Raw genomic sequence first — 23,344 nt, forward strand, 5'->3', positions numbered from 1 at the left:
CGATGAGGGCGCGGACGGGCATGGCCGACGCCCAGGGGTTGACGGGGTTCCTGCCCCGGCGCGGGGTGCGGGGCCCGGGGCGGGAGCGGCCCCGCCCCGGAGCCGTGGTCACCGTGGCGTCACGCGGGCTCCCCGCCCGGTCCGTCCGCCTCGTCGTTCCCGTCCAGCAGGGCGCGGGGGAAGCGCCCGGTGAGCCAGGTGGGGAGGCCGCCCATGAGGCGGAACAGGCGGGCCGCCTCGGTGAGCAGGTGGTCGGCGTCGGCCTCCGGCGCCGCGTCCGCCAGGGCGACCAACGCGGGCGCCGTGCCGACCAGGAAGCCCAACTCCTCCCGGATCCGCAGCGATTCGGCGAACCCGTGCCGCGCCTCGGTCATCTCGCCGTCCCGCAGGGCGAGTCCGGCGAGGTGGCGCCAGGTGGCGGAGAGGAGCAGGGCGTCCCCGGCGGCGGTGGCACCGGCGTGGGCCCGGCGATAGGCGGCGCGGGCGGCCTGCGGACTGTCCGCGACATGCTCGGACATCAGCCCGCGCCGGAAGTCCAGCAGCGGCCGTCCGGGCGCATCGGGGGCGAGGAGCGCCGCGGCCCGGCCGAGCGCGGAGCGGGCCTCGTCGGCGCGGTCGCGGACGCCCAACACCGTGGCGGTGTAGGCGAGATGGCCGCGTTCGCAGGCCGCGCCGCCGCGCTCCGCGTCGTCGGCGGCGAGCGCCTCCGCGGCGCGCAGCGCGTCCTCCGCCGCCGCCCAGCCCGCGGCGGTGTACATACAGCGTTCCACGAGGAGGGCGGCGCGGTGCAGGGCGGCCGGTGCGCTGCGGGCGGCGTGCGGCTCCAGCAGCGCCGCGGCATCGTCCCAGCAGCCACGGGAGCGCAGCCGCCACACGGCGCGGTCGAGCGGGTCGTCGCCGGGTGTCCGGGCCGCGGGGACCGGGGGTGGGGCGGGGGCCCGGCGGGCCGCTGCCGAAGTCGTGGATCGCGGGGACACGGGGGACGCGGTGGCGTCCGGGGATCCCTCGGGTTTCGCGGATTTCGGCATAGCGGTATCCGCCACCTTGCCCTCCCGAGCGCGCCATTGAGCTGGAAATGGAAGCCGTGGCCGAAGCCGTGGGCGCATCTCAGCACGGATTCCGTGGCGCGGCCAAGGGCTCGGGTGAAAGTTTTCACAAACGCCCGGAACTGCTCCGGCTCCCGGGAACGGCCGGTGATCACCGGGCCGCCGGGCCCGGCGCACACCCGGCGCACCCGGCGCACACCGCCCTGACACCGCCCGATCGTGGTACCCGGAACGGGCCCGGGAGCGGGGCGGACACGGCCGGCCCCGGCGCCACGTCCGCGGCCCTCGCGCGGCCCTGTCCCGTACGGCGTCGCCGGTGTACTCACCCGCCCGCCCCGGCGTGCGCCCCGGCCCGGGGCGCCACTGATCCGGTGGCGGCGGGCCGCCCGGCCTCAGCTCATCCGCAGCGCGAGGAAGAAGTCGAGCTTGTCCTCCAGGCGGGAGAGGTCACGGCCCGTCAGCTGCTCGATGCGGCCCACGCGGTAGCGCAGGGTGTTGACGTGCAGATGCAGGCGCCCGGCGCAGCGGGTCCAGGACCCGTCGCAGTCCAGGAACGCCTCCAGGGTGGGGATCAGCTCGGCGCGGTGGCGGCGGTCGTAGTCGCGCAGCGGGTCCAGCAGCCGTGCGGTGAAGGCGCGTCGTACGTCGTCGGGGACGAACGGCAGCAGCAGGACGTGCGAGGCCAGTTCCTCGTGGCCGGCGGCGCAGACCCGGCCGGGGCGGGCGGCGGCGACCCGGCGGGCGTGCCGGGCCTCCTCCAGGGCGCCGCGCAGTCCGTCGGCGGAGTGCACGGGCGCGCTGACGCCGACCGTCAGACGGCCGTCGTCGGCCAGCCCGCGGCCGAGCGGCTCCTCGGCGGTGGCGAGCAGCGCGGTGGCGCGCAGCCCCTCGCCGTCACCGTCGGAGGTGGCGGGCAGCGGCACCAGCGCCACCGCCTCGTCGCCGGTGTGTGCCACGGCGATCCGGTCGGACGGCTCCGGTCCGGAGGTGCCGGGGGCCGTGAGGACCTCCTCCAGCAGGGCCTGCGCCACCGGGCCGCCCGGGCCCTCGTCGCCGTCCCACTCGACGCGGGCCACCACGATCTGCCAGTGCGGTGCGCCGCCCGTGCCGGGCAGCAGCACCGGGGCGGCCAGCCGGAGCCGGGCCGCGATCTCGGTGGAGGCGGCGCCCGTCTGGACCAGCTCCAGCACCTCCTGGGCGAGCCGCCGCCGCACCGTGCGCGCGGCATCGCGCCGTTCGCGTTCGACGGCGATCAGCTGGGTGACGCCCTGGAGCAGGTCGAGCCGTTCGGCGGGCCAGTCCGCGATGTCCGCCTCGACGGCCAGCAGCCACTCCGACAGCAGCGTCTCGCGCCCCTCCTCCCGGCCGTCCTGGCGTACCGGGAAGAGGGCGTACGCGGTGTCGTCGAGGGTGACGCGGCAGGGGCCGGGGCGGCCCTCGCGGGCGGCGGCCAGATGGGCACCGGCCAGCCGTGCGCCCCTGCCCTCGGGCAGCTCGGGGCCCTGGCCGGTCAGGGTCGACCCGGCGATCTGCCGGCCGGTGGGGGAGAGGACCCAGGCGCGCAGGTCGAGGTCGGAGCCGAGGAGGTCCAGGACGACGTCCGGGCCGCCGCCCGCCGGGCCGGAGGTCATCAGACGGCGGTGGCGGTCGACGACGGCGGCGAGGTCACCGGCGCGTTCGGCGGAGACCTGCCGGACGACGTACTCGGTGATGGAGGCGAAGGAGACGGCCTCGGCGACGGCGAAGAGCGGCAGCCGGTGGCGGGCGCAGGCCTCGACCAGGTCCTCGGGGACGGGGCCCAGCTCCGCGGTGCCCGCGCCCAGCCCGGCGACGCCCTCGGCGACCAGGATGCGGACGAACCGTTCGGCGTCGCCCGGCTCGCGGCGCCAGGCCAGACCGGTCAGGACCAGCTCGCCACCGGAGAGGTAGCGGCTGGGGTCGCGCAGGTCGGTGGTCATGATGGAGCGGACCGAGCGCTCCAGCTCGTCCTCGCCCCCGAGCAGGGTCAGGCCCAGGGATGCCGTGTCCAGGAGTGCGCGGAGCCGCATGACCTCGCCCGCCGATCTGTGCTGTGTGGTGGTGCCGTGAATGCCGCGAGGTGTACCGACCCCGCCTTTCGTTCGAATCTACAAGACATGCCGTGTGGCCAGCCAACCGCTTCATGGTTTCGGTGACTGCACCCCGGGGCGCGGGGCCGCGTTGACTGGCACGGACGGCATGAACAGGACATGAACTGCTCGCCGGCGGCGCGACCGGTGGAACCCCACCGTGGGTGGCGAGCGAGAGTCTTCTGTGAGATTCCCGTACTTTGCCCTACTTCGCACCACTTCGCCCTAATCCTGGAAGAGAGCCGTGATGGACTTCCTTCGCCCCGCCACCTGGGAGGAGGCGCTCGCCGCGAAGGCCGAGCACCCCTCGGCGGTACCCCTCGCGGGCGGCACCGACGTGATGGTCGAGATCAACTTCGACCACCGCCGCCCCGCGTATCTGCTCGATCTCCACCGCATCGGCGACCTGGAGGAGTGGGAGACCGGGGAGCGGACCGTACGCCTGGGGGCGTCGGTGCCGTACACGGAGATCATGGAGAATCTCCGCACCGAGCTGCCCGGGCTGGCGCTCGCCGCGCACACCGTGGCCTCCCCGCAGATCCGCAACCGCGGCGGCGTCGGCGGCAACCTCGGCACCGCCTCCCCGGCGGGCGACGCCCACCCCGCGCTGCTGGCCTCCGGCGCCGAGGTCGAGGCCGAGTCGGTACGCGGCCGCCGGATGATCCCGATCGACGACTTCTACCGCGGGGTCAAACGCAACGCCCTGGAGCCGGACGAGCTGATCCGCGCCGTCCACATCCCCAAGGCCACCGGCCCCCAGCAGTTCTCCAAGGTCGGCACCCGCAACGCCATGGTCATCGCGGTCTGCGCCTTCGGTCTGGCGCTCCACCCCGCCACCCGCACCGTGCGCACCGGCATCGGTTCCGCCGCCCCCACCCCCGTACGCGCCACCGCCGCCGAGGAGTTCCTCGCCGCGGCGCTGGACGAGGCCGGGCTGTGGGAGTCCGGCGGACCGCTCCCGCCGTCCCTGGCCCGGGAGTTCGGGAAGCTCGCGGCCGGTGCCTGCAACCCCATCGACGACGTCCGCGGCAGCGCCGCCTACCGCCGTCACGCCGTCGGCGTGATGGCCCGCCGCACCCTCGGCTGGACCTGGGAGTCCTACCGCGGACAGGAGAGGAGCGCACAGTGCGCGTGAACATCACCGTCAACGGCCGTCCCCAGCAGGCCGACGACGTCTGGGAGGGCGAGAGCCTGCTCCACGTGCTGCGCGAGCGGCTGGGGCTGCCCGGCTCCAAGAACGCCTGTGAGCAGGGCGAATGCGGTTCCTGCACGGTCCGTCTGGACGGCGTGCCGGTCTGCTCCTGCCTGGTCGCCGCCGGACAGGCCGAGGGCCGCGAGGTCGTCACCGTCGAGGGGCTGGCGGACTTCGCCGCGGCGCGCGCCGGCCGCGGCTGCGCCCCGGGGGCTCCCGGTGTCTGCGGCACCGACCCCGACGCCGCCCGCCGCTGGCAGGCGCGCCCCGCCCCCGGCACGGATGCCCCACTCGCCCCCGTCCAGCAGGCGTTCATCGACGCCGGCGCCGTCCAGTGCGGCTTCTGCACCCCCGGCCTGCTGGTCGCCGCCGACGAACTCCTGGAGCGCCACCCCGAGCCCTCCGACGCCGACATCCGTGAGGCGCTCTCCGGCAACCTCTGCCGCTGCACCGGCTACGAGAAGATCCTCGACGCGGTCCGCCTCGCCGCCGCCCGCGCCGCCACCCCGACCGCGGAGAAGGGGGCCTGACCATGGCAGGCGTCACCCGTACCCCCACCGGCCTCACCCAGGGCTCCACCGCCCCGGCCGGTATCGGCACCTCCACGCTCCGCCCGGACGGCACCCTCAAGGTCACCGGCGAGTTCGCGTACGCCTCCGACATGTGGCACGAGGACATGCTCTGGGGCCACACCCTGCGCTCCACCGTCGCGCACGCCGAGATCGTCTCCCTCGACACCTCCGAGGCGCTGGCGACCCCCGGTGTGTACGCGGTCCTCACCTACGACGACCTGCCCACCGAGGTCAAGCACTACGGCCTGGAGGTCCAGGACACCCCGGTCCTCGCCGACGGCAGGGTCCGCCACCACGGCGAGCCGGTCGCGCTGGTCGCCGCCGACCACCCGGAGACCGCCCGCCGCGCCGCCGCCAAGATCAAGGTCGAGTACGCGGAGCTGCCGGTCGTCACCGACGAGGCGTCCGCGACCGCCGAGGGCGCCCCGCTCGTCCACGAGCACCGCACCGACCACCACGCCCCGCACGTTCCGCACCCGAACATCGTCCACCGCCAGCCGATCGTCCGCGGCGACGCGGACGCCGCCGCCGGGCGGGCCGATGTCGTCGTCACCGGCGACTACGTCTTCGGCATGCAGGACCAGGCGTTCCTCGGCCCGGAGTCGGGGCTCGCGGTGCCCGCCGAGGACGGCGGCGTCGACCTCTACGTCGCCACCCAGTGGCTCCACGCCGACCTGCGGCAGATCGCCCCCGTCCTCGGGCTGCCCGAGGAGAAGGTCCGGATGACGCTCTCCGGCGTCGGCGGCGCCTTCGGCGGCCGCGAGGACCTGTCGATGCAGATCCACGGCTGTCTGCTGGCGCTCCGCACCGGCAAACCCGTCAAGATCGTCTACAACCGCTTCGAGTCCTTCTTCGGCCACGTCCACCGCCACCCCGCCAAGCTCCACTACGAGCACGGCGCCACCAAGGACGGCAAGCTCACCCACGTCAGGTGCCGCATCGTCCTGGACGGCGGCGCCTATGCCTCCTCCTCCCCGGCGGTCGTCGGCAACGCCGCCTCCCTCGCCGTCGGCCCGTACGTCGTCGACGACGTGGACATCGAGGCGCTCGCCCTCTACTCCAACAACCCGCCCTGCGGCGCGATGCGCGGCTTCGGCGCCGTCCAGGCGTGCTTCGCCTACGAGGCGCAGATGGACAAGGTCGCCGCGGAACTCGGCATGGACCCGGTGGAGTTCCGCCGGATCAACGCCATGGAGCAGGGCTCGGTCATGCCGACCGGGCAGCCCGTCGACTCCCCGGCGCCCGTCGCCGAACTGCTGCGCCGCGTCAAGGCGCTGCCGCTGCCGCCGGAGCAGCAGTGGGAGACCACCGAGGGCGCCGACATCCGGGCGCTGCCCGGCGGACTCTCCAACACCACCCACGGCGAGGACGTGGTGCGCGGCATCGGCTACGCCGTCGGCATCAAGAACGTCGGATTCTCCGAAGGGTTCGACGACTACTCGACGGCCCGGGTGCGGCTGGAGGCGGCCGGCGGCGAACCGGTCGTCACCGTGCACACCGCGATGGCCGAGGTCGGTCAGGGCGGCGTCACCGTCCACGCGCAGATCGCCCGCACCGAGCTGGGCGTCCAGCAGGTGACGATCCACCCCGCCGACACCCAGGTCGGCTCGGCCGGTTCCACCTCCGCCTCCCGGCAGACGTACATGACCGGCGGCGCGGTGAAGCACACCTGCGAGGCGGTGCGGGAGAAGGTGCTCCAGCTGGGCCGGGAGCGGTTCGGCGCGTACCACCCGGCGTGGGCGACGGCCGAACTCCTGCTGGAGGGCGGCAAGGTCGTCACCGACGGCGGCGAGGTGCTGGCGGACCTCGCGGACGTCCTGGGGGAGGAGGCCGTCGATCTGGAGCTGGAGTTCCGGCACCGGCCCACCGAACCCTTCGACCTGCGCACCGGCCAGGGCAACGGCCACGTCCAGTACTCCTTCGCCGCCCACCGCGCCGTGGTGGAGGTGGACACCGCCCTCGGTCTGGTCAAGGTCGTCGAGCTGGCCTGCGCGCAGGACGTCGGCAAGGCGCTCAACCCGCTGTCGGTGGTCGGCCAGATCCAGGGCGGCACCACCCAGGGGCTGGGTGTCGCCGTGATGGAGGAGATCCTCGTCGACCCGGAGACCGCCAAGGTCCGCAACCCCTCCTTCACCGACTACCTCATCCCCACCATCCTGGACACCCCGACCCTCCCGGTCGACGTCCTCGAACTCGCCGACGGTGCCGCCCCGTACGGGCTGCGCGGCGTCGGCGAGGCCCCGACCCTCTCGTCCACCCCGGCCGTCCTCGCGGCCATCCGTGACGCGACGGGCCTGGAACTGAACAAGACGCCGGTGCGCCCCGAACACCTCACCGGCACCTGAGCCACCGGGCCGGGCGTGCGCCGCACCCCGGCCCGGTCGCCGTCCGCGCAGCGCCGGACGGCCCCGTCCGTCTCGGGCCGTCCCCCGGGTCGTGCAGCCGATGTTCCGTCCCGGAGCCCGCCCGGCGCGGGCTCCCTTCCGCACCTGGGAGCCAGGCACCATGACCCACCAGCCCACCCGGCCACCGACGACGGCGGAGGACGCGGGCCGCGGCGCGCGGCTGCCCGCCGGACGCGCGTGGCTCGACCGGTACTTCCACATCTCCGACCGCGGCTCGACGCCCGCCCGTGAAATACGCGGCGGCGTCACGACGTTCATGGCGATGTGTTACATCCTGCTGCTCAACCCGCTGATCCTCGGCACCCCCGACGTCGCCGGCCACGCACCGCCGCACGCCGCGGTGGTCACCGCGACGGCGCTGGGCGCGGCGCTGTGCACCCTGCTGATGGGCTTCGTCGGCAAGGTGCCGCTCGCGCTCGCCGCCGGGCTCAACGTCTCGGCGGCGCTGACCACCCAGGTCGTCCCGCATCTGACGTGGCCGCAGGCGATGGGCATGTGCGTGCTCTACGGCACGGTGATCATGCTGCTGGTGGTCACCGGCCTCCGCGAGAGGGTCATGAACGCGATCCCGCAGGCCCTCAAGCACGCCATCACCATGGGCATCGGGATGTTCGTCGCCCTCCTCGGGCTGGTCAAGGCAGGGTTCGTCGGCAAGGGCGAGGGCGGACCGCTCACCCTCGGACTCACCGGCAACCTCTCCGGCTGGCCGGTGCTCTTCTTCTGCCTCACCCTGCTGCTGATCTTCATGCTCCAGGCCCGTAAGGTGCCCGGCGCCCTCCTCATCGGCATCGTCGCCGGCAGCGTGGTGTCCGTCGCCGTCACCAAGATCGCCGGACTGACCGACAAGGACTGGCAGGGCGCCGCCCCCGCCCTGCACGGCAGCGCCGTCGCCGCACCCGACTTCGGGCTCTTCGGGCACGTCGAGTTCGGCGGCTGGCAGTCCCTGGGCGGCCTCGGCGTCGGCATGATCGTCTTCACGCTGGTGCTCGCCGGGTTCTTCGACGCGATGGCCACCGTCATCGGCGTCGGCACCGAGGCGCGCCTCGCCGACGAGCAGGGACGGATGCCGGGCCTGTCCCGCGCCCTGTTCGTGGACGGCGCCGGCGGCGCGATCGGCGGGGTGACCGGCAGCTCCGGTCAGACCGTCTTCATCGAATCGGCGAGCGGCGTCGGAGAGGGGGCCCGGACGGGCCTGTCGGCGGTGGTCACCGGCCTGCTCTTCGCCGCCTGCCTGTTCTTCACCCCGCTCACCCAACTGGTCCCGGCGCAGGTCGCGTCGGCCGCCCTCGTCGTCATCGGCGCGATGATGATGAGCGCGGCCGCCCATGTCGACTGGAGCGACCGGGCGACGTCCGTGCCGGTCTTCCTCACGGTCGCCCTGATGCCGTTCACTTATCAGATAACTGCGGGCGTCGGCGCCGGCGTCATCTCCTACACCGCCATCCGGGCGGCACAGGGCAGATGGCGTGAGGTGGGGGGCTTCATGTGGGCGCTGGCCCTGGTCTTCACCGTCTACTTCGCCCTCCACCCGATCGAGAGCTGGCTCGGCGTCAGGTAGCCTCCGCCCGCCCCCGTCCCTGAGGAGAACGAGATGCTGGACATCGCCGACGACCTGCACCGGTGGGTCGAGCAGCGGCGCGACTTCGCGGTGGCCACCGTCGTGGCCACCCACGGCAGCGCACCGCGCCACCCCGGTGCCGCACTCGCCGTGGACGCCGACGGCACGGCCGTCGGCTCGGTCTCCGGCGGCTGTGTGGAGGGCGCGGTCTACGAGCTGTGCCAGGAGGCGCTGGCGAGCGGCGAGACGGTCCGCGAGAGCTTCGGCTACAGCGACGAGGACGCCTTCGCCGTGGGCCTGACCTGCGGCGGCACCATCGACATCCTCGTCACCCCGGTCCGCGCCGCGGACGCCGCGGACGCCCGGGACGGTGCGCGGACGGCGGACGCCGCCACGCTCGCCGGGGCGCTGGACGCCGCCGCCCACGGCGAGGCGGCGGCGCTCACCCGCGTGGTGCAGGGCCCGCCCGCCCTCCTGGGCCGCGCCCTGCTGGTACGCCCCGACGGCGCCGTCACCGGCACCCTCGGCGGCCACAGCGACCTGGACCGTACCGCCGTCGCCGAGACCCGGGCGCTGCTGGAGGTGGGGCGGACCGCCACCGTCGAGATCGGCGCGGACGGGTCGCGGTGCGGGGAGCCGGTGACGCTGCTGGTGGAGAGCGTGGTGCCCGCGCCGCGGATGCTGGTCTTCGGCGCGATCGACTTCGCCGCCGCACTGGTGCGGGTCGGCAAGTTCCTCGGCTACCACGTCACGGTCTGCGACGCCCGGCCCGTCTTCGCCACCACCGGCCGCTTCCCGGACGCCGACGAGATCGTCGTCGACTGGCCGCACCGCTACCTCGACTCCCAGGAGCTGGACGCCCGCGCGGTGCTCTGCGTCCTCACCCACGACGCCAAGTTCGACGTCCCGCTGCTGGAGCGCGCGCTGCGGCTGCCGGTGGCGTACGTCGGCGCGATGGGCTCCCGCCGCACCCACCTCGACCGCCTGGAGCGGCTGCGCGAGGCCGGGCTGACGGAGCTGGAACTGCACCGGCTGCGCTCCCCGATCGGCCTCGACCTCGGCGCCCGCACCCCGGAGGAGACCGCGCTGTCCATCGCCGCGGAGATCGTCGCCAACCGCCGCGGCGGCACCGGCACCCCCCTCACCGGCGCCCACACGCCCATCCACCGGGACCCGCCGCCGCGGATAGGTTCGGTCGCCTGACGCGGACCGCTCGGCCACGGGGGCGGGCGCCGCGGCGGCTCAGCCGGTGGCGTCCGCCTCCGCTGCGGCGCCGTCCGCCCGTCCGGCGCCGTCCGCCCACTCCGTCCGCAGCGCCGCCATCACCAGGGCGTCGTGCCAGGCGCCGTCCCAGCGCAGCGCCTGCCGCATCCGGCCCTCCACCGTGAAACCGCAGCGCTCGTAGGCGCGTCGGGCGCGGTGGTTGAAGTCCCAGACCTCCAGCTGGACGCGGTGCAGCCGGACGCGGTCGAAGGCGTGGCCGAGCAGCAGCCGGACGGCCTCGCTGCCCAGCCCGCGGTCGGTGGCACCGGCGACCAGGAGGATCCGCAGGGTGGCGTGGCCGTTGTCCGGGTCGACGTCTATCAGCGCGATGTCCCCGAGGAAGCGGCCGCTCTCCCGGTCCTCGACGGCGAGATCCAGCCGCCCGGCCCGCGCCGCCGCACCGGCGCACCACCTCTCGATCTCCTCCCGGGTGAAGTTGCGGTGGCTACCCGTCAGCCGTCGTATCTCCGGGTCCAGCGTCGCGGCGTGGTAGTCGGCGGCGTGCCGTGCGTCCAGCGGCACCAGCCGGATCCGGGCGCCGGTCAGGACGGGCTTCTCGTCAAGCGCGGAGGCATCGATCATGCGGGGATGATGACGGCCGGGGCGGGGGCGCGGCAACGGTGTTTCCGGGGGGCGGCCGCGGTCGCCGAAGCAGCCGCCGACCCGGCGGAGCCGTCCGGACCGCGAGCCGCCCGCCCGACCGGCCTACGGCAACAGTCCCGCCCGCCGCGCCGCGATCACCGCCTGCATCCGCGAGTGGGTGCCCAACTTCCGCATCGCCGACCGCAGATAGCTCTTGACCGTCTCCGGGCGCAGCCCCAGCCGTTCCGCCACCTCGGCGTTGGCGGCGCCCGCCGCGATGCACACCAGGACGTCCACCTCGCGCGGCGCCAGCGCCGGTGTCTCGCGCGGTGCCGGCAGCGCGGGCGCCTCGCCGGGCGGCGCGGCGCGGTCCGGGGAGGCGGCGGCGAGCCGTCCGCAGGCCCTCAGCATCTCCTGGCGCAGCAGCGGATCGGCGACCCGGTGGGCCAGCGTCCACAGATCGCCGTGGGCCTCGCGGACCTCCTCCCACCGCGCCGGATCGGCGGCCGGCTGCCGCGCCGCCGCCAGCAGCCGCGCCGCCTCTTCCTGGAGCAGCAGCGCCTCCTCCAGCTCCCGCGCCGCGTCCATCACCGCCGCCAGCGGGCCGTCGCCGAGCCGCACCGGGGTGCGCAGCGCGCCGTACAGCACCCCGCGCACCCGCCGCCGTACGACCACCGGCACCGCCACCACCGACCGCAGCCCCTCGGTGGCGACCACCGCGTCGTACTCGTGACTGATCACCGCGGAGGAGTGGTAGTCGGTCACCGTGAACGGGCGGCGCAGCGCCACCGCCTTGCCGCCGACGCCGTTGCCGTGATGGATGTCGAGTCCGCGCAGCGCGGCGGTCGCCGTACCGGCCAGCGAACTGAGCCGGTAGCGTCCGTTCCCGCCGTGCAGTCCGCCGAACGCCACCGGCAGTCCGCTGCCGCGGCGCAACCGCGCCAGAGCCGCCCCCAGGTCTGCGGACGTGTCCGTCCCCGGCTCGCCGTACACCCATAACCTCCGCTTCCCCCCGTACGGGGGTGGTGAGACATGCGTCACTGATTACACGATGTCAACCAGGCGTGGGGCAATGAGGAGGACACATGTCGGACAGGGACGGCACGCAGCAGGGCCGCTCGCCGGACGCGACCGAGGAGTTCCGGGCCGCCCGGGACCTCCTGGTGCGCTTCGGCAACGACTACGAGGGCGCCCGCACACACTTCCGCTGGCCCCGGCCGGCCCACTTCAACTGGGCGCTGGACTGGTTCGACGTCATCGCCCGCGGCAACGACCGCACCGCCCTCCACATCGTCGAGGAGGACGGCACCGAGACCCGTATCAGCTTCGACGCGATGCGCCGCCGCTCCGACCGCGCCGCCTCCTGGCTCGCGGCCCACGGCGTACGGCCCGGCGACCGCATCGTGGTGATGCTCGGCAACCAGGCCGAACTGTGGGAGACCGCGCTCGCCGCGATGAAGCTGCGCGCCGTGGTGATCCCCGCGACGCCGCTGCTCGGCCCCGTCGACCTCACCGACCGCATCACCCGCGGCAAGGCCCGCTACGTCGTCGTCCGGGCCGAGGACACCGCCAAGTTCGACGAGGTCCCCGGGGACTACACCCGGATCGCGGTCGGCGGCGCGCCCGAGGGCTGGCTGGCGTACGAGGAGGCGCGGGAGGCGTCCGAGGCGTTCGAGCCGACCGGGCCGACCCGGGCCGACGACTCGCTGATGCTCTACTTCACCTCCGGCACCACCGCCCGCCCCAAGCTCGTCGAGCACACCCACACCTCGTACCCGGTCGGGCATCTGGCGACGATGTACTGGATCGGGCTGCGCCCCGGCGATGTGCATCTGAACATCTCGTCACCCGGCTGGGCCAAGCACGCCTGGTCCAATCTCTTCGCCCCGTGGAACGCCGAGGCGACCGTCTTCATCCACAACTACACCCGCTTCGACGCGGGCCGGCTGATGGCCGAGATGGACCGCGCCGGGGTGACCAGCTTCTGCGCACCGCCGACGGTCTGGCGGATGCTCATCCAGGCCGACCTGTCGGCGCTCACGCGCCCGCCCCGGGAGATCGTCGCGGCCGGCGAACCGCTCAACCCGGAGATCATCGAGCAGGTCCGCGCCGCCTGGGGTGTGACCATCCGCGACGGCTTCGGACAGACCGAGACCGCCGTGCAGGTCGCCAACACACCGGGTCAGCCCGTCAAGCCCGGCTCGATGGGCCGCCCCACGCCCGGCTACGACGTCGTCCTGCTCGACCCGGTCACCGGCGCCCCGGGCGACGAGGGCGAGATCGCGCTGGCCCTCTCCTCGGCCCCGGTCGGCCTGATGGCCTGCTACCACGGCGACCCGGAGCGCACCGCCGAGGTGATGGCGGACGGCTACTACCGCACCGGCGACATCGGCGCCCGCGACGCCGACGGCAGGATCACCTACGTGGGCCGTGCCGACGACGTGTTCAAGGCGTCCGACTACAAGATCTCCCCGTTCGAGCTGGAGAGCGCGCTCCTGGAGCACGAGGCGGTCGCCGAGGCGGCCGTCGTCCCGGCGCCCGATCCGCTGCGGCTCGCCGTCCCCAAGGCGTACGTCGTGCTGGCCGAGGGGTGGGCGCCGGGTCCGGAGACCGCCAAGGCGCTGTTCGCCCACTCCCGCGCCGTGCTCGCCCCGTACAAGCGCATCCGGCGCCTGGAATTCGCCGAGTTGCCCAAGACCGTCTCCGGCAAGATCCGCCGGATCGAGCTGCGCGAACGCACCGCGCAGGGCGACGGCGGCGCCGAATACCGGGAGGAGAACCACCGATGACCCCACCCGCCACGGAGACCGCGGCCGCACCGTCCCCGGACGGTACGGCAGCCGCCTACGCCCGAGGGGACACCGACCGGCCGCTGATCCACCGCACCATCGGCGCCGACCTCGCCCGCACCGCCGCGCGGTTCGGCGACCGCGAGGCGCTGGTCGACATCCCCTCCGGGCGCCGCTGGACCTACGCGGAGCTGGACCACGACGTCGACGAGGTCGCGCTCGGGCTGCTCGCCCACGGCATCGGCAACGGCGACCGGGTCGGCATCTGGTCGCCCAACTGCCCCGAGTGGCTGCTCCTCCAGTACGCCACCGCCCGCATCGGCGCCGTGCTCGTCAACGTCAACCCGGCCTACCGGACCCACGAACTCGGCTATGTGCTGCGGCAGTCCGGCACCCGGCTGCTGGTCGCCGCCACCGGCCACAAGAGCAGCGACTACCGGGCGATGGCCGCCGAGGTGCGCGGCGACTGCCCCGAGCTGGACAAGGTGGTGCATCTCGGCGACCCGGGCTGGGGCGAGCTGCTGGCGTCCGGCGCCGCCGTGCCCCGGGAGCGGCTGGCGGAGCGCGCCGCCGAGGTGTCGGCCGGCGACCCGGTCAACATCCAGTACACCTCCGGCACCACCGGCTTCCCCAAGGGCGCCACCCTCTCCCACCGCAACATCCTCAACAACGGTTTCTGGGTGGGGGAGACCGTCGGCTACACCGAGCACGACCGGATCTGCCTGCCGGTCCCCTTCTACCACTGCTTCGGCATGGTGATGGGCAACCTCGCAGCCACCTCGCACGGCGCCTGCCTCGTCATCCCCGCGCCCTCCTTCGAGGCGACCGCCACGCTCCGCGCCGTCCAGGACGAACGCTGCACCTCGCTCTACGGCGTCCCCACGATGTTCATCGCCGAGCTGGCACACCCCGACTTCGCGACGTACGACCTGACGTCGCTGCGTACCGGCATCATGGCGGGCTCGCCGTGCCCGGAGGAGATCATGAAGCGGGTGGTCGCCGAGATGCACATGGCGGAGGTGTCCATCTGCTACGGCATGACCGAGACCTCCCCGGTCTCCACCCAGACCCGCCGCGACGACGATCTGGAGCACCGTACGGCGACGGCGGGCCGGGTGCTGCCGCACATCGAGGTCAAGGTCGTCGACCCGGCGACCGGCGAGACCGTGCCGCGCGGCGCGACGGGCGAACTGTGCACCCGCGGCTACAGCGTGATGCTCGGCTACTGGGAGGAACCTGAGCGCACCGCGGAGGTCATCGACGCGGAGCGCTGGATGCACACCGGCGATCTGGCGGTGATGAACGACGACGACTACGTCCGCATCGTCGGCCGCATCAAGGACATGATCATCCGCGGCGGTGAGAACGTCTATCCGCGGGAGATCGAGGAGTTCCTGCACGGCCACCCGAAGATCTCCGACGTCCAGGTGGTCGGCGTCCCGGACGCGAAGTACGGCGAGACGATCGCCGCCTGCGTCATCCTCCGCGACGCCGCCGACCCGCTCACCCTCGACGAACTCACCGCGTACTGCCGCGCCCGGCTCGCCCACTTCAAGATCCCCAGCCGGCTGGAGCTGGTCGAGGACTTCCCGATGACGGTCAGCGGCAAGGTCCGCAAGATCGAGCTGCGGGAGCGGCTGGCGGAGGAGGGGGAGGAGGTGTAGCCGGCGGGCCTGCCGGGGCCGCCGGCGGTCTTGCCGTTCCGGCAACCTTCCTTGGCGCTCCCCGCACCCGGCGCGATCCTGGCCGCCGGTGCGCCCGCCCGGCGCGCCGGACCGCCGAGCCCCCGAGGAGCGCCATGTCCGCCACGCCCCCGACCACCGACCCGGCCCGTTTCTGGGAGGACCGCTACCGCGACAGCGACCGGCTCTGGAGCGGCAACCCCAACCCGCTGCTGGTCCGCGAGGTCGAGGCGCTGCCGCCCGGCACCGCCCTGGAGCTGGGCTGCGGGGAGGGCGCCGACGCGGTCTGGCTCGCCCGGCGCGGCTGGCGCGTCACCGGCGTCGACATCTCCGCGACGGCGCTGGCGCGCGCGGCCGCCCACGCCGCGGAAGCAGGCGTCGCCGCGCGCACCGCATGGCAGCGCCACGAGCTGGGCGTCACCTTCCCGGAGGGGACGTACGACCTGGTCAGCGCGGAGTTCCTGCAATCGCCGGTGGCGCTGGACCAGGACCGTGTGCTGCGGCTGGCCGCCGAGGCGGTCGCCCCCGGCGGCACGCTGCTGCTGGTGCTGCACGGCGGCTGGCCGTCCTGGCAGGGCGAGCACGACCACCCCTTCGAGGCGGTCTTCCCGACGCTCGACGGCGTCCTGGAGCAGCTCGCGCTGCCGGAGACCTGGCGGGTGGTGACCCGGGAGGCGGTGGAGCGCCCCGCACCGTCGCCCACGGGCGAGCCGGGGACCCGGGTGGACCTGGTGTGGCGGCTGCACCGTACGGCCTGAGCGGCGGGCGGCGCCGGGCCGCTTCCGGGGCGGCGCTCAGCCCCGGCGGGGCCGGTCCCGGTCGAGGCGCAGCCGCGCGGCGCGCGGCAGGCCCGCGACGACCAGGTCGTAGGAGTCCTCGATCATCTCCCGCACCAGCCGGTCGGGGAGCGAACCGGTCAGTGCGACGGTGTTCCAGTGCCGCTTGTTGAGGTGGTAGCCGGGGATGATCTCCGGGTGGGCGGCGCGCAGTTGCGGCGCCAGCTCGGGGTCGCACTTGAGGCTGACGGAGAGCGGATCGGCCGTCAGATCCGTCAGCGCGAAGATCTTGCCGCAGACCTTGAAGACGGAGAGATCAGGGCTGCGCGGGAACGGGAACTCCTCGCCCGCGCCGTTCTGTTCCAGGCAGACGGCGCGCAGCGCCCGGGCGTCGATCATGGCGGCAATTATGCCGGGCACGGCGGCAATTGTGCCGGACGGGTGCCGGGGCGGGTGGCGGGCACGGCCGGACGGCCGTCCGCCCCCGGCCCGCCCCGTGGCCGTCAGTCGCCGGTCACCCGGCCGCCTCCCGTCGCATGCACAGCCGGGGCCACCGGTCCAGGCCCAGCTCCGCCTCGTGCGCCCGGATCGCGCGCAGGCCGGGCGTCAGCTCCGCGTCGGTGAGCGGGCGGAAGCCGAGGCGGGCGTAGTAGGGCGCGTTCCACGGCACGTCGCGGAAGGTCGTCAGGGTCAGCGGGCGGTCACCGCCGTCGGCTCCGGCCCGGTCGATGAGCGCCTGTCCGATACGGCGGTGGGCGTACGCGGGGGCCACCGACACCTGCTCGATGTGGGTGGCGCCGTCGACCGGCTCCCACATCAGATACCCGGCGAGGCCGTCGCCCGGCCCGCCCTCCTCGTACGCCACGAGCAGCCGCCCGGCGCGCAGGCTCGCCGCGAGGACGGTGAGTGCGGGCGGTTCGTCCTCCGCGACGGAGGCCATGCCGATGTCGTGGAAGGGCGCGCCCGCGGCGCTCTCCAGGTAGCGCAGGGCGGACAGTTCGGTCTCAAGGGCCGGACGGATGATCATCCGCGGAGTCTGCGCCGACCGGGCGCGTCGACGCAACCGGATTCCGGACGGGGACGCACCGGGGCGGACGGCCCGCGTCACCCGCCCGCCTGCGCCCCGTTGCGGATCAGCTCGTCCGCGGCGTCGTTGACCGGCTGCGGGGTGCCCGTCAGGTCCATGACGAAGAGCGGGATGTGCAGGTCGTCGGCGCGGCAGCGGGCGTCGTGGGCGAAGCCGGCGAGGGAGAAGAAGACGGCGATGGCCGAGTCGTGGAGGCCGTTGAGCCAGACGCACTCGATCTCGCGCAGCGCCGTGGACCGCGTCGTCGGGTCGACCTGCGCCACCACACCGGTGCCCCGCAGATCCACCCCGGACGCCGTCCGCTCCTGGGTGCGGCGGACGTCGGTGAAGCCCAGCCACTTCAGATACTGCGCGGCGGCGGTGACGCAGTCGCGGGCGGTGCGGATGGTGACCGGCCGGAACGCCGGGCGCAGCACCTGGGGCGGGGCCGCCGGTGCCGTACCGCGGCTGCCGGGGGCGGCGCCGTGCGGCGGTGCGGGCGGGACCGGCACCACCGGGATGCGGACGACCGTGCCGCAGACACAGCCGGACTCCGGTGCAGGCCACTCGTCCTGGCGGCCGCAGAGTTCGCAGCGCACCGCCACCCAGGAACCCTGCCAGGTGCGGTGCACGATCTCGACGGGGACGCCGCCGCGCAGCACCGGCACCGTCAGCGGCGCTCCGCACGCGCAGGGGAAGGTCGGCGGGGTGAAGGCGTTCTCGCGGCGGCACGTGGGGCACCGCACCGGCACGCTGTCGGCCATGGTCGCTCCTGGCGTTCTATCGGTGGGCGGCGGTCTTCCGGCGCCGCACGCCCGCTGATTTCTGCCATCGTGCCCCCGAACAGGCCGACAGGGGACTGATTCGCGCCGATCGCTGCCGATCGCCGCGGGTCGGCCGGGGACATCGGGGGAGCGTACGGCCTCCGCGGGGCCCTGGCCCGGGCGCAGGGGGCGCGTACGCGGGCGCGCACCGTGTCCGCCGCGCGCCGCCGTCGGCACACGGACGGCCCGGATCCGTGACCGTACGGATCCGGGCCGTGCGCGGGTGGTTCCCGTCCGGCGACGCGCGTTTCGGGCGCGACAGGACAGCGCGGCGCCGGACGGAGCTCGTGGGTCGTGCGGAAGGGCGGGAGCGGCGGGCTCCGCGGCGGGGGAGGGCGCGCCTGCCGGGCGCGCGCTGCCACCGCACCGGTCTCCCCGGGGGCCGCGGAGCGCCGCGCTTCCCTTCCGTACCGGCCGGCCACCCCTCAGCGGACCGGCCGGTACGGATGCGCGGGGAAGCTGACCTCCCGTCAGTCCTCGCGCAGTTCGCGGACCTTCGCCTCGACGCGCTCGCCGTACTCGGGGTCGGCGGCGTGGAAGTGGGCGAGGTTCTTCTCGATGACGTCCTCGCGGCCGACCTGCGAGAGGCCGCCGGCGATGTTGGCGATCAGGCGCTGCTTCTCGTCCTCGGACATCAGCCGGTACAGCTCACCCGCCTGGATGAAGTCGTCATCCTTGGTGTGCGCGGGCGCCGCGTGGGTGCCTACGTGGCCGTTGACGGCGAGCGGCGCGGCGAGCGGCCGGTCGCTCTGCACGGGCCCGCCGTAGGAGTTGGGCTCGTAGTTCTTCGCATGCCGGTCGTAGCCGTTGGTGGCCATCAGGCCGTCGCGCCCGTAGTTGCGGGCGACGGTCGCCTTCGGGGCGTTCACCGGCAGCTGGGTGTGGTTGACGCCCAGGCGGTAGCGGTGCGCGTCGGCGTAGGCGAAGAGGCGGCCCTGGAGCATCTTGTCGGGCGACGGGCCGATGCCGGGGACGAAGTTGTTCGGCGAGAAGGCGGACTGCTCGACCTCGGCGAAGACGTTGTCGGGGTTGCGGTCCAGCACCATGCGGCCGACCCGCTGGAGCGGGTAGTCCTTGTGCGGCCACACCTTGGTGAGGTCGAACGGGTTGAAGCGGTAGTCCGCCGCCTCGGCCACCGGCATGAGCTGCACGTACAGCGTCCACGACGGGTACACGCCGCGCTCGATGGACTGCAGCAGGTCGGTCTGGTGGCTGTTGGGGTCGGTGCCGGACAGCTCGGCGCCCTGTTCGGCGCTGAGGCAGCGGATGCCCTGGTTCGTCTTGAAGTGGTACTTGACGAAGAAGGACTCGCCCTCGGCATTCGTCCACTGGTAGGTGTGCGAGCCGTAGCCGTTCATGTGGCGGTACGACGCGGGGATGCCGCGGTCGCCCATCAGCCAGGTGACCTGGTGGGTGGCCTCGGGGGCGTGGGCCCAGAAGTCCCAGACGTTGTCCGGCTCCTGCTTGCCGGTGAACGGGTCGCGCTTCTGCGAGTGGATGAAGTCCGGGAACTTCAGCGGGTCCTTGATGAAGAAGACCGGGGTGTTGTTGCCGACGAGGTCGTAGTTGCCCTCCTCGGTGTAGAACTTCACGGCGAAGCCGCGGGGGTCGCGCGCCGCGTCCGGCCCGCCGAGGTTGTCGGCGACGGTCGAGAAGCGGATGAACAGCTCGGTGCGCTTCCCGACGGCGCTCAGGAAGTCGGCGCTGGTGAAGCCGGTGACATCATCGGTCACCTCGAAGTGGCCGTAGGCGCCGGAGCCCCGGGCGTGCACGACGCGCTCCGGGATGCGCTCGCGGTTGAACCGCGCGAGCTTCTCCAGCAGATGCTGGTCCTGGAGGACGATCGGGCCGCCGACGCCGGCGGTGGAGGAGTTCTGGTTGTCGGCGACGGGGGCGCCGGACTCCGTGGTGAGAACGCGCGCGGTCGGCGTGGGCTTCGTCATGATGACCTTCCGTACGAGAGCGCGGAAGTTGGCTTCCGCATGTCGGGAGCGTAGGAACCGCCCCGACCAAACGTCAACAGTTTGTTGAAACAAGTGCGGGCAAAGAACTGCCGGTACGGCACGGGGTGTTCCGGACGGCGGCCGCGCCTGGGCGCGACAGGACAGGTGTCGGCGCGGACGCCGTCCGGAAGTCTCGGGGCCCGGTCACTGCCGGGCGGTGCGGGGCGGCCCGCCGGCCGCGGGCGCCGTGGCGTACCGGGCCCGGACCAGGACCGGCCGCCGGGTGGAGACCGCTTCCTTACGGGCCCAGGCGAGCGCGGAGCGCAGCTCCCCGGGCCCGTCCGCGGTGCGGCCCGCGCAGCCGTAGGCCGCGACGAGCTTCACCGGGTCGGTGAAGGACGCGTCCTCCCCGGGCCCGGCCGGACCGGGCTCCGGCGGGAGTCCGGCGCGGTCCGGCGGCATCAGCAGCACCAGCGGGGCGCCACGGTGCGCCGCGAGGGCCAACTCCCCGGCGAGCGCCGGGAAGCCGTGCGGATCGCCGAGCAGGGCGACCACCTCCGCGCCGTCCGCGCCGGCCGGCCCCGCCGCGTCCAGCGCCGCACGGACGCCGAGCGCGGTGGGGACCTCCCAGCCCGGGGGCCCGGCGGCGGTGGCCACCGCCCGCAACCGCCCGCCCCCGGCCGCCGCATACGCCGCGGCGTCCGCCCCCACCAGGTAGGTCTCCGCCCCGTCCGCCAGCCACCCGGCGATCTCCGGGTGAGCGGGGAGCGGCGGATGTGCGGGGGGCGCCGGGGGCCGGGGCGGTCCTGGCGGTGCGTGCTGCCGGTCGCCGGGCCCGTCGGCCGGGACCGTGGCGGAGGCCACCGCCGCCGGCAGCTCGATCAGCACCGGGCCCGCGCTCCCCTCCCGCGCGGTCCACAGCGCCTCCCGGAACGCCCAGGCCAGCCGGGCGGGCTGCTCGACCCGGACCGCCCACTTCACCAGCGGACGGGCGAGGCGCACCAGATCGGGCCCGGTGCCCGGGCCGGCCGGGGGGCCGGTACCGACGACGCACACCAGCGGCACCGCGTCCGCCAGCGCCACGCCCAGCGCCGGGAGCACCCGGGCGGCGCCGGTGCCGGCCGGTACCGCCGCGAGCGCCGCCCGGCCCCGGACACGGGACCAGCCGATCGCCATGTGCGGCGCGCTCTCCGCGTGCCGGACCGCGAGGTGCGTGATCCCGGGTCCGTCGAGCGCCGCGTACAGCGGGGCGAGGGTGGCGCCGGGGCAGCCGAAGACGGTGTCGCAGCCCGCCCGGCGCAGGGCGCGGACCACGCCGCGCAGCGCGGGGACGCGCCGCGGCGCGCCGCCCATCAGACGGCGGCGCCGTGCCCGGACAGCCGCTCCACGCCGCGCAGCAGGGCGGAGTGGTCGAGCCCGCCGTCGCCCTGGGCGCGCAGCGAGGCGACGAGGTTGGCAACGACCGCGCCGACCGGCAGCGCCGCCCCGACGTTGCGGGCCGCGTCGGTGACGATGCCCATGTCCTTGTGGTGCAGATCGATCCGGAAGCCGGGGGTGAAGTCGCGGTTCTTGAAGTTCTCCTTCTTCCGCGCCAGGACCGTGGACCCGGCCAGCCCGCCGCCGAGGACGTCGAGCGCCGCGCCGAGGTCGACGCCGGACTTCTCCAGGAAGACCACGGCCTCCGCGCACGCCTGGATGTTGACGGCGACGATCAGCTGGTTGGCCGCCTTGACCGTCTGCCCGGAGCCGTGCGGCCCGCACAGCACGATCGTCCTGCCCAGCGCCTCGAAGAGCGGCTTGGCGGTGTCGAAGTCGGACTGCTCGCCGCCGACCATGATCGACAGCACCGCCTCGACGGCCCCGGCCTCACCGCCGGAGACCGGGGCGTCCAGCACCCGGATGCCCTTGGCGGCGGCGTTCGCGGCCAGATCGATGCTGGTCCGCGGGGTGATCGAGGACATGTCGATCAGCAGCGCGCCGTGCCGGGCGTTCTCCAGGATGCCGTCCGGGCCGTACGCGATGGCCTCGACCTGCGGGGAGGCCGGGACCATCGTGATCACCACGTCGGCCTCGCGGACCGCCTCGGCGATCGACGCCGCGGCGGTGCCGCCGGCCGCGGCCAGCCGGTCGAGCTTGTCGGCCTCCAGGGTGTAGCCGGTCACCTCGTAACCGGCCTTGATCAGGTTCTCGGCCATGGGCGAGCCCATGATGCCGAGGCCGATCCACGCGATCTTGGGAAGGTTGCTCATCGTGAAGCCTCTTTCACAGTCGGCGGGGGCGGGGCGGCGGCGGTCAGTGCGCGGCGCGCAGCGGCGCGGGCAGCCAGCCGAACGCGCCCGCGGAGGGGCCGTCGCCGGGCTTGTACTCCAGGCCGACGTAGCCGTCGTAGCCGTTCTTCCGCAGCCGGGCGAGGAGCCCGGCGAGGTCCAGATCGCCGGTGCCGGGCGCGCCGCGGCCGGGGTTGTCGGCGATCTGCACGTGCGCGGTGCGGCCCGTGTAGCGGTCGATGACCTCGTCGAGGTCCTCGCCGTTCATGGACAGGTGGTAGAGGTCCATCAGGAAGCGGGCGTTGCCCAGGCCGGTCGCGGCGTTCACCGCGTCAACGACCTCGACCGCCTTCGGCGCGGAGACGATCGGGCAGCGCGGCGACTCGGGGGCGTTCAGCGCCTCGATCAGCAGAGTGCCGTCCGCGCCGACCGCCCGCGCCGCGAACGCGAGGTTCTCCAGCGCCAGCGCATCCTGTTCGGCCGGGTCGACGCCCTCGACGCGGTTGCCGTAGAGCGCGTTGAAGGTGGTGCAGCCGAGCGAGCGGCCGAACGCCACCGCCACCGGGACGTTCGCCCGGAACCGCGCCGACTCCTCACCCGGCAGCGACAGCGCGCCGCGGTCCGGGCCCGGCAGTTGCCCCGCGTAGAAGTTCAGGCCGGTCAGGGCGGTGCCCGCGTCGCGCAACGCGTCCCGCAGGGCGTCGAGTTCCGGCTGCTCGGGGACGGGAGCGTCGGTCCACGGCCACCACAGCTCCACCGCCGTGAACCCCGCGGCCCGCGCGGCCGCCGGGCGCTCCAGCAGCGGGAGTTCGGTGAACAGGATCGACAGGTTGACGTTGAAGCGTGTGTCCGTGAATCCCATGAGGCCCGGCGCTCCTTCCGGCTGAGGTGTCAGGGCGTGTCGCATGCTGGCGAATATTCTGCATAGTGGAATATGCTTTCTGCGTAACGGAACAGTGCCTGGCGGTCTCGGTGGCTGTCAAGAGGGGGCCGGGGCATTTTCCGGTGGCGGCGGTGCCCGCGTGGGGTGTGCGGCGTGTGAGGGCGGGCCGGGCCCTGCCGGTTGGGCTCCGGTCTGCGCGCACGGCGTTCATGCGCCCTGGCCTGCGCTTTCGTGAAGCCGGCTCCCCGGCGGGCGGTCGGGGCGACGGAAAACGCCTCTGGCCGGCGGGAGCGTAGAGCGCTGAGGCCCTTGCTCCCGCACCGGCCGGAGGCGCTCTCCGGAAGGCTGCCGACGGATCCGGGTGCCGCTTGCCGCCGACCGGGCAGGT

The 23,344-nt window shown here is 74.2% G+C and carries 19 protein-coding genes; 8 read left to right on the forward strand and 11 right to left on the reverse strand.

The genetic code is table 11. From position 1 onward, the window contains the following. Positions 1 to 119: 119 nt before the first annotated feature. Positions 120 to 1,043: a hypothetical protein gene (locus ACF1BH_RS06850; protein WP_391641347.1), complete on the reverse strand. Its 924-nt coding sequence runs from the start codon at positions 1,041 to 1,043 to the stop codon at positions 120 to 122. A 395-nt stretch (positions 1,044 to 1,438) separates the two neighbouring features. Next, positions 1,439 to 3,094 carry a PucR family transcriptional regulator gene (locus ACF1BH_RS06855; protein ID WP_391641348.1) on the reverse strand — a complete coding sequence of 552 codons (1,656 nt, stop codon included), beginning with the start codon at positions 3,092 to 3,094 and terminating at the stop codon, positions 1,439 to 1,441. A gap of 307 nt (positions 3,095 to 3,401) precedes the next feature. Between ACF1BH_RS06855 and ACF1BH_RS06860 the strand changes: the two genes are divergently transcribed. The 5 genes from ACF1BH_RS06860 to ACF1BH_RS06880 all read left to right on the forward strand — a co-directional run bounded on the left by ACF1BH_RS06860 (position 3,402) and on the right by ACF1BH_RS06880 (position 10,084). Continuing rightward, positions 3,402 to 4,289: an FAD binding domain-containing protein gene (locus tag ACF1BH_RS06860; RefSeq protein WP_391641349.1), complete on the forward strand. Its 888-nt coding sequence runs from the start codon at positions 3,402 to 3,404 to the stop codon at positions 4,287 to 4,289. Continuing rightward, positions 4,280 to 4,876 (forward strand): (2Fe-2S)-binding protein, encoded by a 597-nt coding sequence (locus ACF1BH_RS06865; protein WP_391641350.1) that lies wholly within the window; start codon positions 4,280 to 4,282, stop codon positions 4,874 to 4,876. The genes ACF1BH_RS06860 and ACF1BH_RS06865 overlap by 10 nt, the downstream gene beginning before the upstream one ends. A 2-nt stretch (positions 4,877 to 4,878) precedes the next feature. Then, complete coding sequence (locus tag ACF1BH_RS06870; protein ID WP_391641351.1) at positions 4,879 to 7,263, forward strand: xanthine dehydrogenase family protein molybdopterin-binding subunit; 2,385 nt, start codon at positions 4,879 to 4,881, stop codon at positions 7,261 to 7,263. A 160-nt stretch (positions 7,264 to 7,423) separates the two neighbouring features. Further along, positions 7,424 to 8,881, forward strand: a complete 1,458-nt coding sequence (locus tag ACF1BH_RS06875; RefSeq protein ID WP_391641352.1) for an NCS2 family permease — start codon at positions 7,424 to 7,426, stop codon at positions 8,879 to 8,881. Between the two features lie 33 nt (positions 8,882 to 8,914). Continuing rightward, a complete protein-coding gene (locus ACF1BH_RS06880) occupies positions 8,915 to 10,084 on the forward strand; it encodes an XdhC family protein (protein WP_391641353.1) in 1,170 nt (389 codons plus the stop codon). A gap of 39 nt (positions 10,085 to 10,123) precedes the next feature. On the opposite strand, the gene ACF1BH_RS06885 is transcribed toward ACF1BH_RS06880, so the two are convergent. Beyond that, the gene (locus ACF1BH_RS06885) at positions 10,124 to 10,726 is read right to left on the reverse strand and encodes a GNAT family N-acetyltransferase (protein WP_391641354.1); all 603 of its coding nucleotides are present in this window, start codon (positions 10,724 to 10,726) and stop codon (positions 10,124 to 10,126) included. Between the two features lie 123 nt (positions 10,727 to 10,849). Further along, positions 10,850 to 11,683 carry a response regulator transcription factor gene (locus ACF1BH_RS06890; protein WP_391641612.1) on the reverse strand — a complete coding sequence of 278 codons (834 nt, stop codon included), beginning with the start codon at positions 11,681 to 11,683 and terminating at the stop codon, positions 10,850 to 10,852. A 128-nt stretch (positions 11,684 to 11,811) separates the two neighbouring features. Here ACF1BH_RS06890 and ACF1BH_RS06895 point away from each other — a divergent pair, with 128 nt between their 5' ends. From ACF1BH_RS06895 to ACF1BH_RS06905, 3 genes are all read left to right on the forward strand, one after another. After that, entirely contained in the window at positions 11,812 to 13,515 is a 1,704-nt protein-coding gene (locus ACF1BH_RS06895) for an AMP-binding protein (RefSeq protein WP_391641355.1), read from the forward strand. After that, positions 13,512 to 15,179 (forward strand): AMP-binding protein, encoded by a 1,668-nt coding sequence (locus tag ACF1BH_RS06900; RefSeq protein WP_391641356.1) that lies wholly within the window; start codon positions 13,512 to 13,514, stop codon positions 15,177 to 15,179. The genes ACF1BH_RS06895 and ACF1BH_RS06900 overlap by 4 nt, the downstream gene beginning before the upstream one ends. A gap of 134 nt (positions 15,180 to 15,313) precedes the next feature. Continuing rightward, positions 15,314 to 15,955, forward strand: a complete 642-nt coding sequence (locus ACF1BH_RS06905) for a class I SAM-dependent methyltransferase (protein ID WP_391641357.1) — start codon at positions 15,314 to 15,316, stop codon at positions 15,953 to 15,955. Positions 15,956 to 15,991: 36 nt separating this feature from the next. Here the strand turns inward: ACF1BH_RS06905 and ACF1BH_RS06910 are convergent, their stop codons facing one another. From ACF1BH_RS06910 to ACF1BH_RS06940, 7 genes are all read right to left on the reverse strand, one after another. Beyond that, a complete protein-coding gene (locus ACF1BH_RS06910) occupies positions 15,992 to 16,372 on the reverse strand; it encodes an MmcQ/YjbR family DNA-binding protein (RefSeq protein WP_391641613.1) in 381 nt (126 codons plus the stop codon). Between the two features lie 115 nt (positions 16,373 to 16,487). Next, positions 16,488 to 17,000, reverse strand: a complete 513-nt coding sequence (locus ACF1BH_RS06915) for a GNAT family N-acetyltransferase (RefSeq protein ID WP_391641358.1) — start codon at positions 16,998 to 17,000, stop codon at positions 16,488 to 16,490. Positions 17,001 to 17,077: 77 nt separating this feature from the next. Further along, on the reverse strand, positions 17,078 to 17,803 hold the full coding sequence (locus ACF1BH_RS06920) for a hypothetical protein (protein ID WP_391641359.1): 726 nt from the start codon (positions 17,801 to 17,803) through the stop codon (positions 17,078 to 17,080). Positions 17,804 to 18,333: 530 nt separating this feature from the next. Beyond that, entirely contained in the window at positions 18,334 to 19,806 is a 1,473-nt protein-coding gene (locus ACF1BH_RS06925) for a catalase (protein WP_391641360.1), read from the reverse strand. A gap of 204 nt (positions 19,807 to 20,010) precedes the next feature. After that, entirely contained in the window at positions 20,011 to 21,159 is a 1,149-nt protein-coding gene (locus ACF1BH_RS06930) for a thiamine pyrophosphate-binding protein (protein WP_391641361.1), read from the reverse strand. Continuing rightward, positions 21,159 to 22,055 carry a 2-hydroxy-3-oxopropionate reductase gene (locus ACF1BH_RS06935; RefSeq protein WP_391641362.1) on the reverse strand — a complete coding sequence of 299 codons (897 nt, stop codon included), beginning with the start codon at positions 22,053 to 22,055 and terminating at the stop codon, positions 21,159 to 21,161. Before ACF1BH_RS06935 ends, ACF1BH_RS06930 begins: the two co-directional genes overlap by 1 nt. Positions 22,056 to 22,098: 43 nt before the next feature. Further along, on the reverse strand, positions 22,099 to 22,935 hold the full coding sequence (locus ACF1BH_RS06940) for a TIM barrel protein (protein WP_391641363.1): 837 nt from the start codon (positions 22,933 to 22,935) through the stop codon (positions 22,099 to 22,101). Positions 22,936 to 23,344 lie beyond the last annotated feature (409 nt).

It is taken from the genome of Streptomyces sp. NPDC014733, from assembly GCF_043083385.1.
Lineage (GTDB): Bacteria > Actinomycetota > Actinomycetes > Streptomycetales > Streptomycetaceae > Streptomyces.

Excerpts from the sequence above, each read along its gene's own strand:
- ACF1BH_RS06870 (WP_391641351.1), top strand. The coding sequence starts at position 4,879 with ATGGCAGGCGTCACCCGTACCCCCACCGGCCTCACCCAGGGCTCCACC.
- ACF1BH_RS06930 (WP_391641361.1), bottom strand. The coding sequence starts at position 21,159 with ATGGGCGGCGCGCCGCGGCGCGTCCCCGCGCTGCGCGGCGTGGTCCGC.
- ACF1BH_RS06855 (WP_391641348.1), bottom strand. The coding sequence starts at position 3,094 with ATGCGGCTCCGCGCACTCCTGGACACGGCATCCCTGGGCCTGACCCTG.
- ACF1BH_RS06935 (WP_391641362.1), bottom strand. The coding sequence starts at position 22,055 with ATGAGCAACCTTCCCAAGATCGCGTGGATCGGCCTCGGCATCATGGGC.
- ACF1BH_RS06940 (WP_391641363.1), bottom strand. The coding sequence starts at position 22,935 with ATGGGATTCACGGACACACGCTTCAACGTCAACCTGTCGATCCTGTTC.
- ACF1BH_RS06900 (WP_391641356.1), top strand. The coding sequence starts at position 13,512 with ATGACCCCACCCGCCACGGAGACCGCGGCCGCACCGTCCCCGGACGGT.
- ACF1BH_RS06925 (WP_391641360.1), bottom strand. The coding sequence starts at position 19,806 with ATGACGAAGCCCACGCCGACCGCGCGCGTTCTCACCACGGAGTCCGGC.
- ACF1BH_RS06885 (WP_391641354.1), bottom strand. The coding sequence starts at position 10,726 with ATGATCGATGCCTCCGCGCTTGACGAGAAGCCCGTCCTGACCGGCGCC.
- ACF1BH_RS06920 (WP_391641359.1), bottom strand. The coding sequence starts at position 17,803 with ATGGCCGACAGCGTGCCGGTGCGGTGCCCCACGTGCCGCCGCGAGAAC.
- ACF1BH_RS06860 (WP_391641349.1), top strand. The coding sequence starts at position 3,402 with ATGGACTTCCTTCGCCCCGCCACCTGGGAGGAGGCGCTCGCCGCGAAG.
- ACF1BH_RS06910 (WP_391641613.1), bottom strand. The coding sequence starts at position 16,372 with ATGATCGACGCCCGGGCGCTGCGCGCCGTCTGCCTGGAACAGAACGGC.
- ACF1BH_RS06905 (WP_391641357.1), top strand. The coding sequence starts at position 15,314 with ATGTCCGCCACGCCCCCGACCACCGACCCGGCCCGTTTCTGGGAGGAC.
- ACF1BH_RS06875 (WP_391641352.1), top strand. The coding sequence starts at position 7,424 with ATGACCCACCAGCCCACCCGGCCACCGACGACGGCGGAGGACGCGGGC.
- ACF1BH_RS06880 (WP_391641353.1), top strand. The coding sequence starts at position 8,915 with ATGCTGGACATCGCCGACGACCTGCACCGGTGGGTCGAGCAGCGGCGC.
- ACF1BH_RS06915 (WP_391641358.1), bottom strand. The coding sequence starts at position 17,000 with ATGATCATCCGTCCGGCCCTTGAGACCGAACTGTCCGCCCTGCGCTAC.
- ACF1BH_RS06895 (WP_391641355.1), top strand. The coding sequence starts at position 11,812 with ATGTCGGACAGGGACGGCACGCAGCAGGGCCGCTCGCCGGACGCGACC.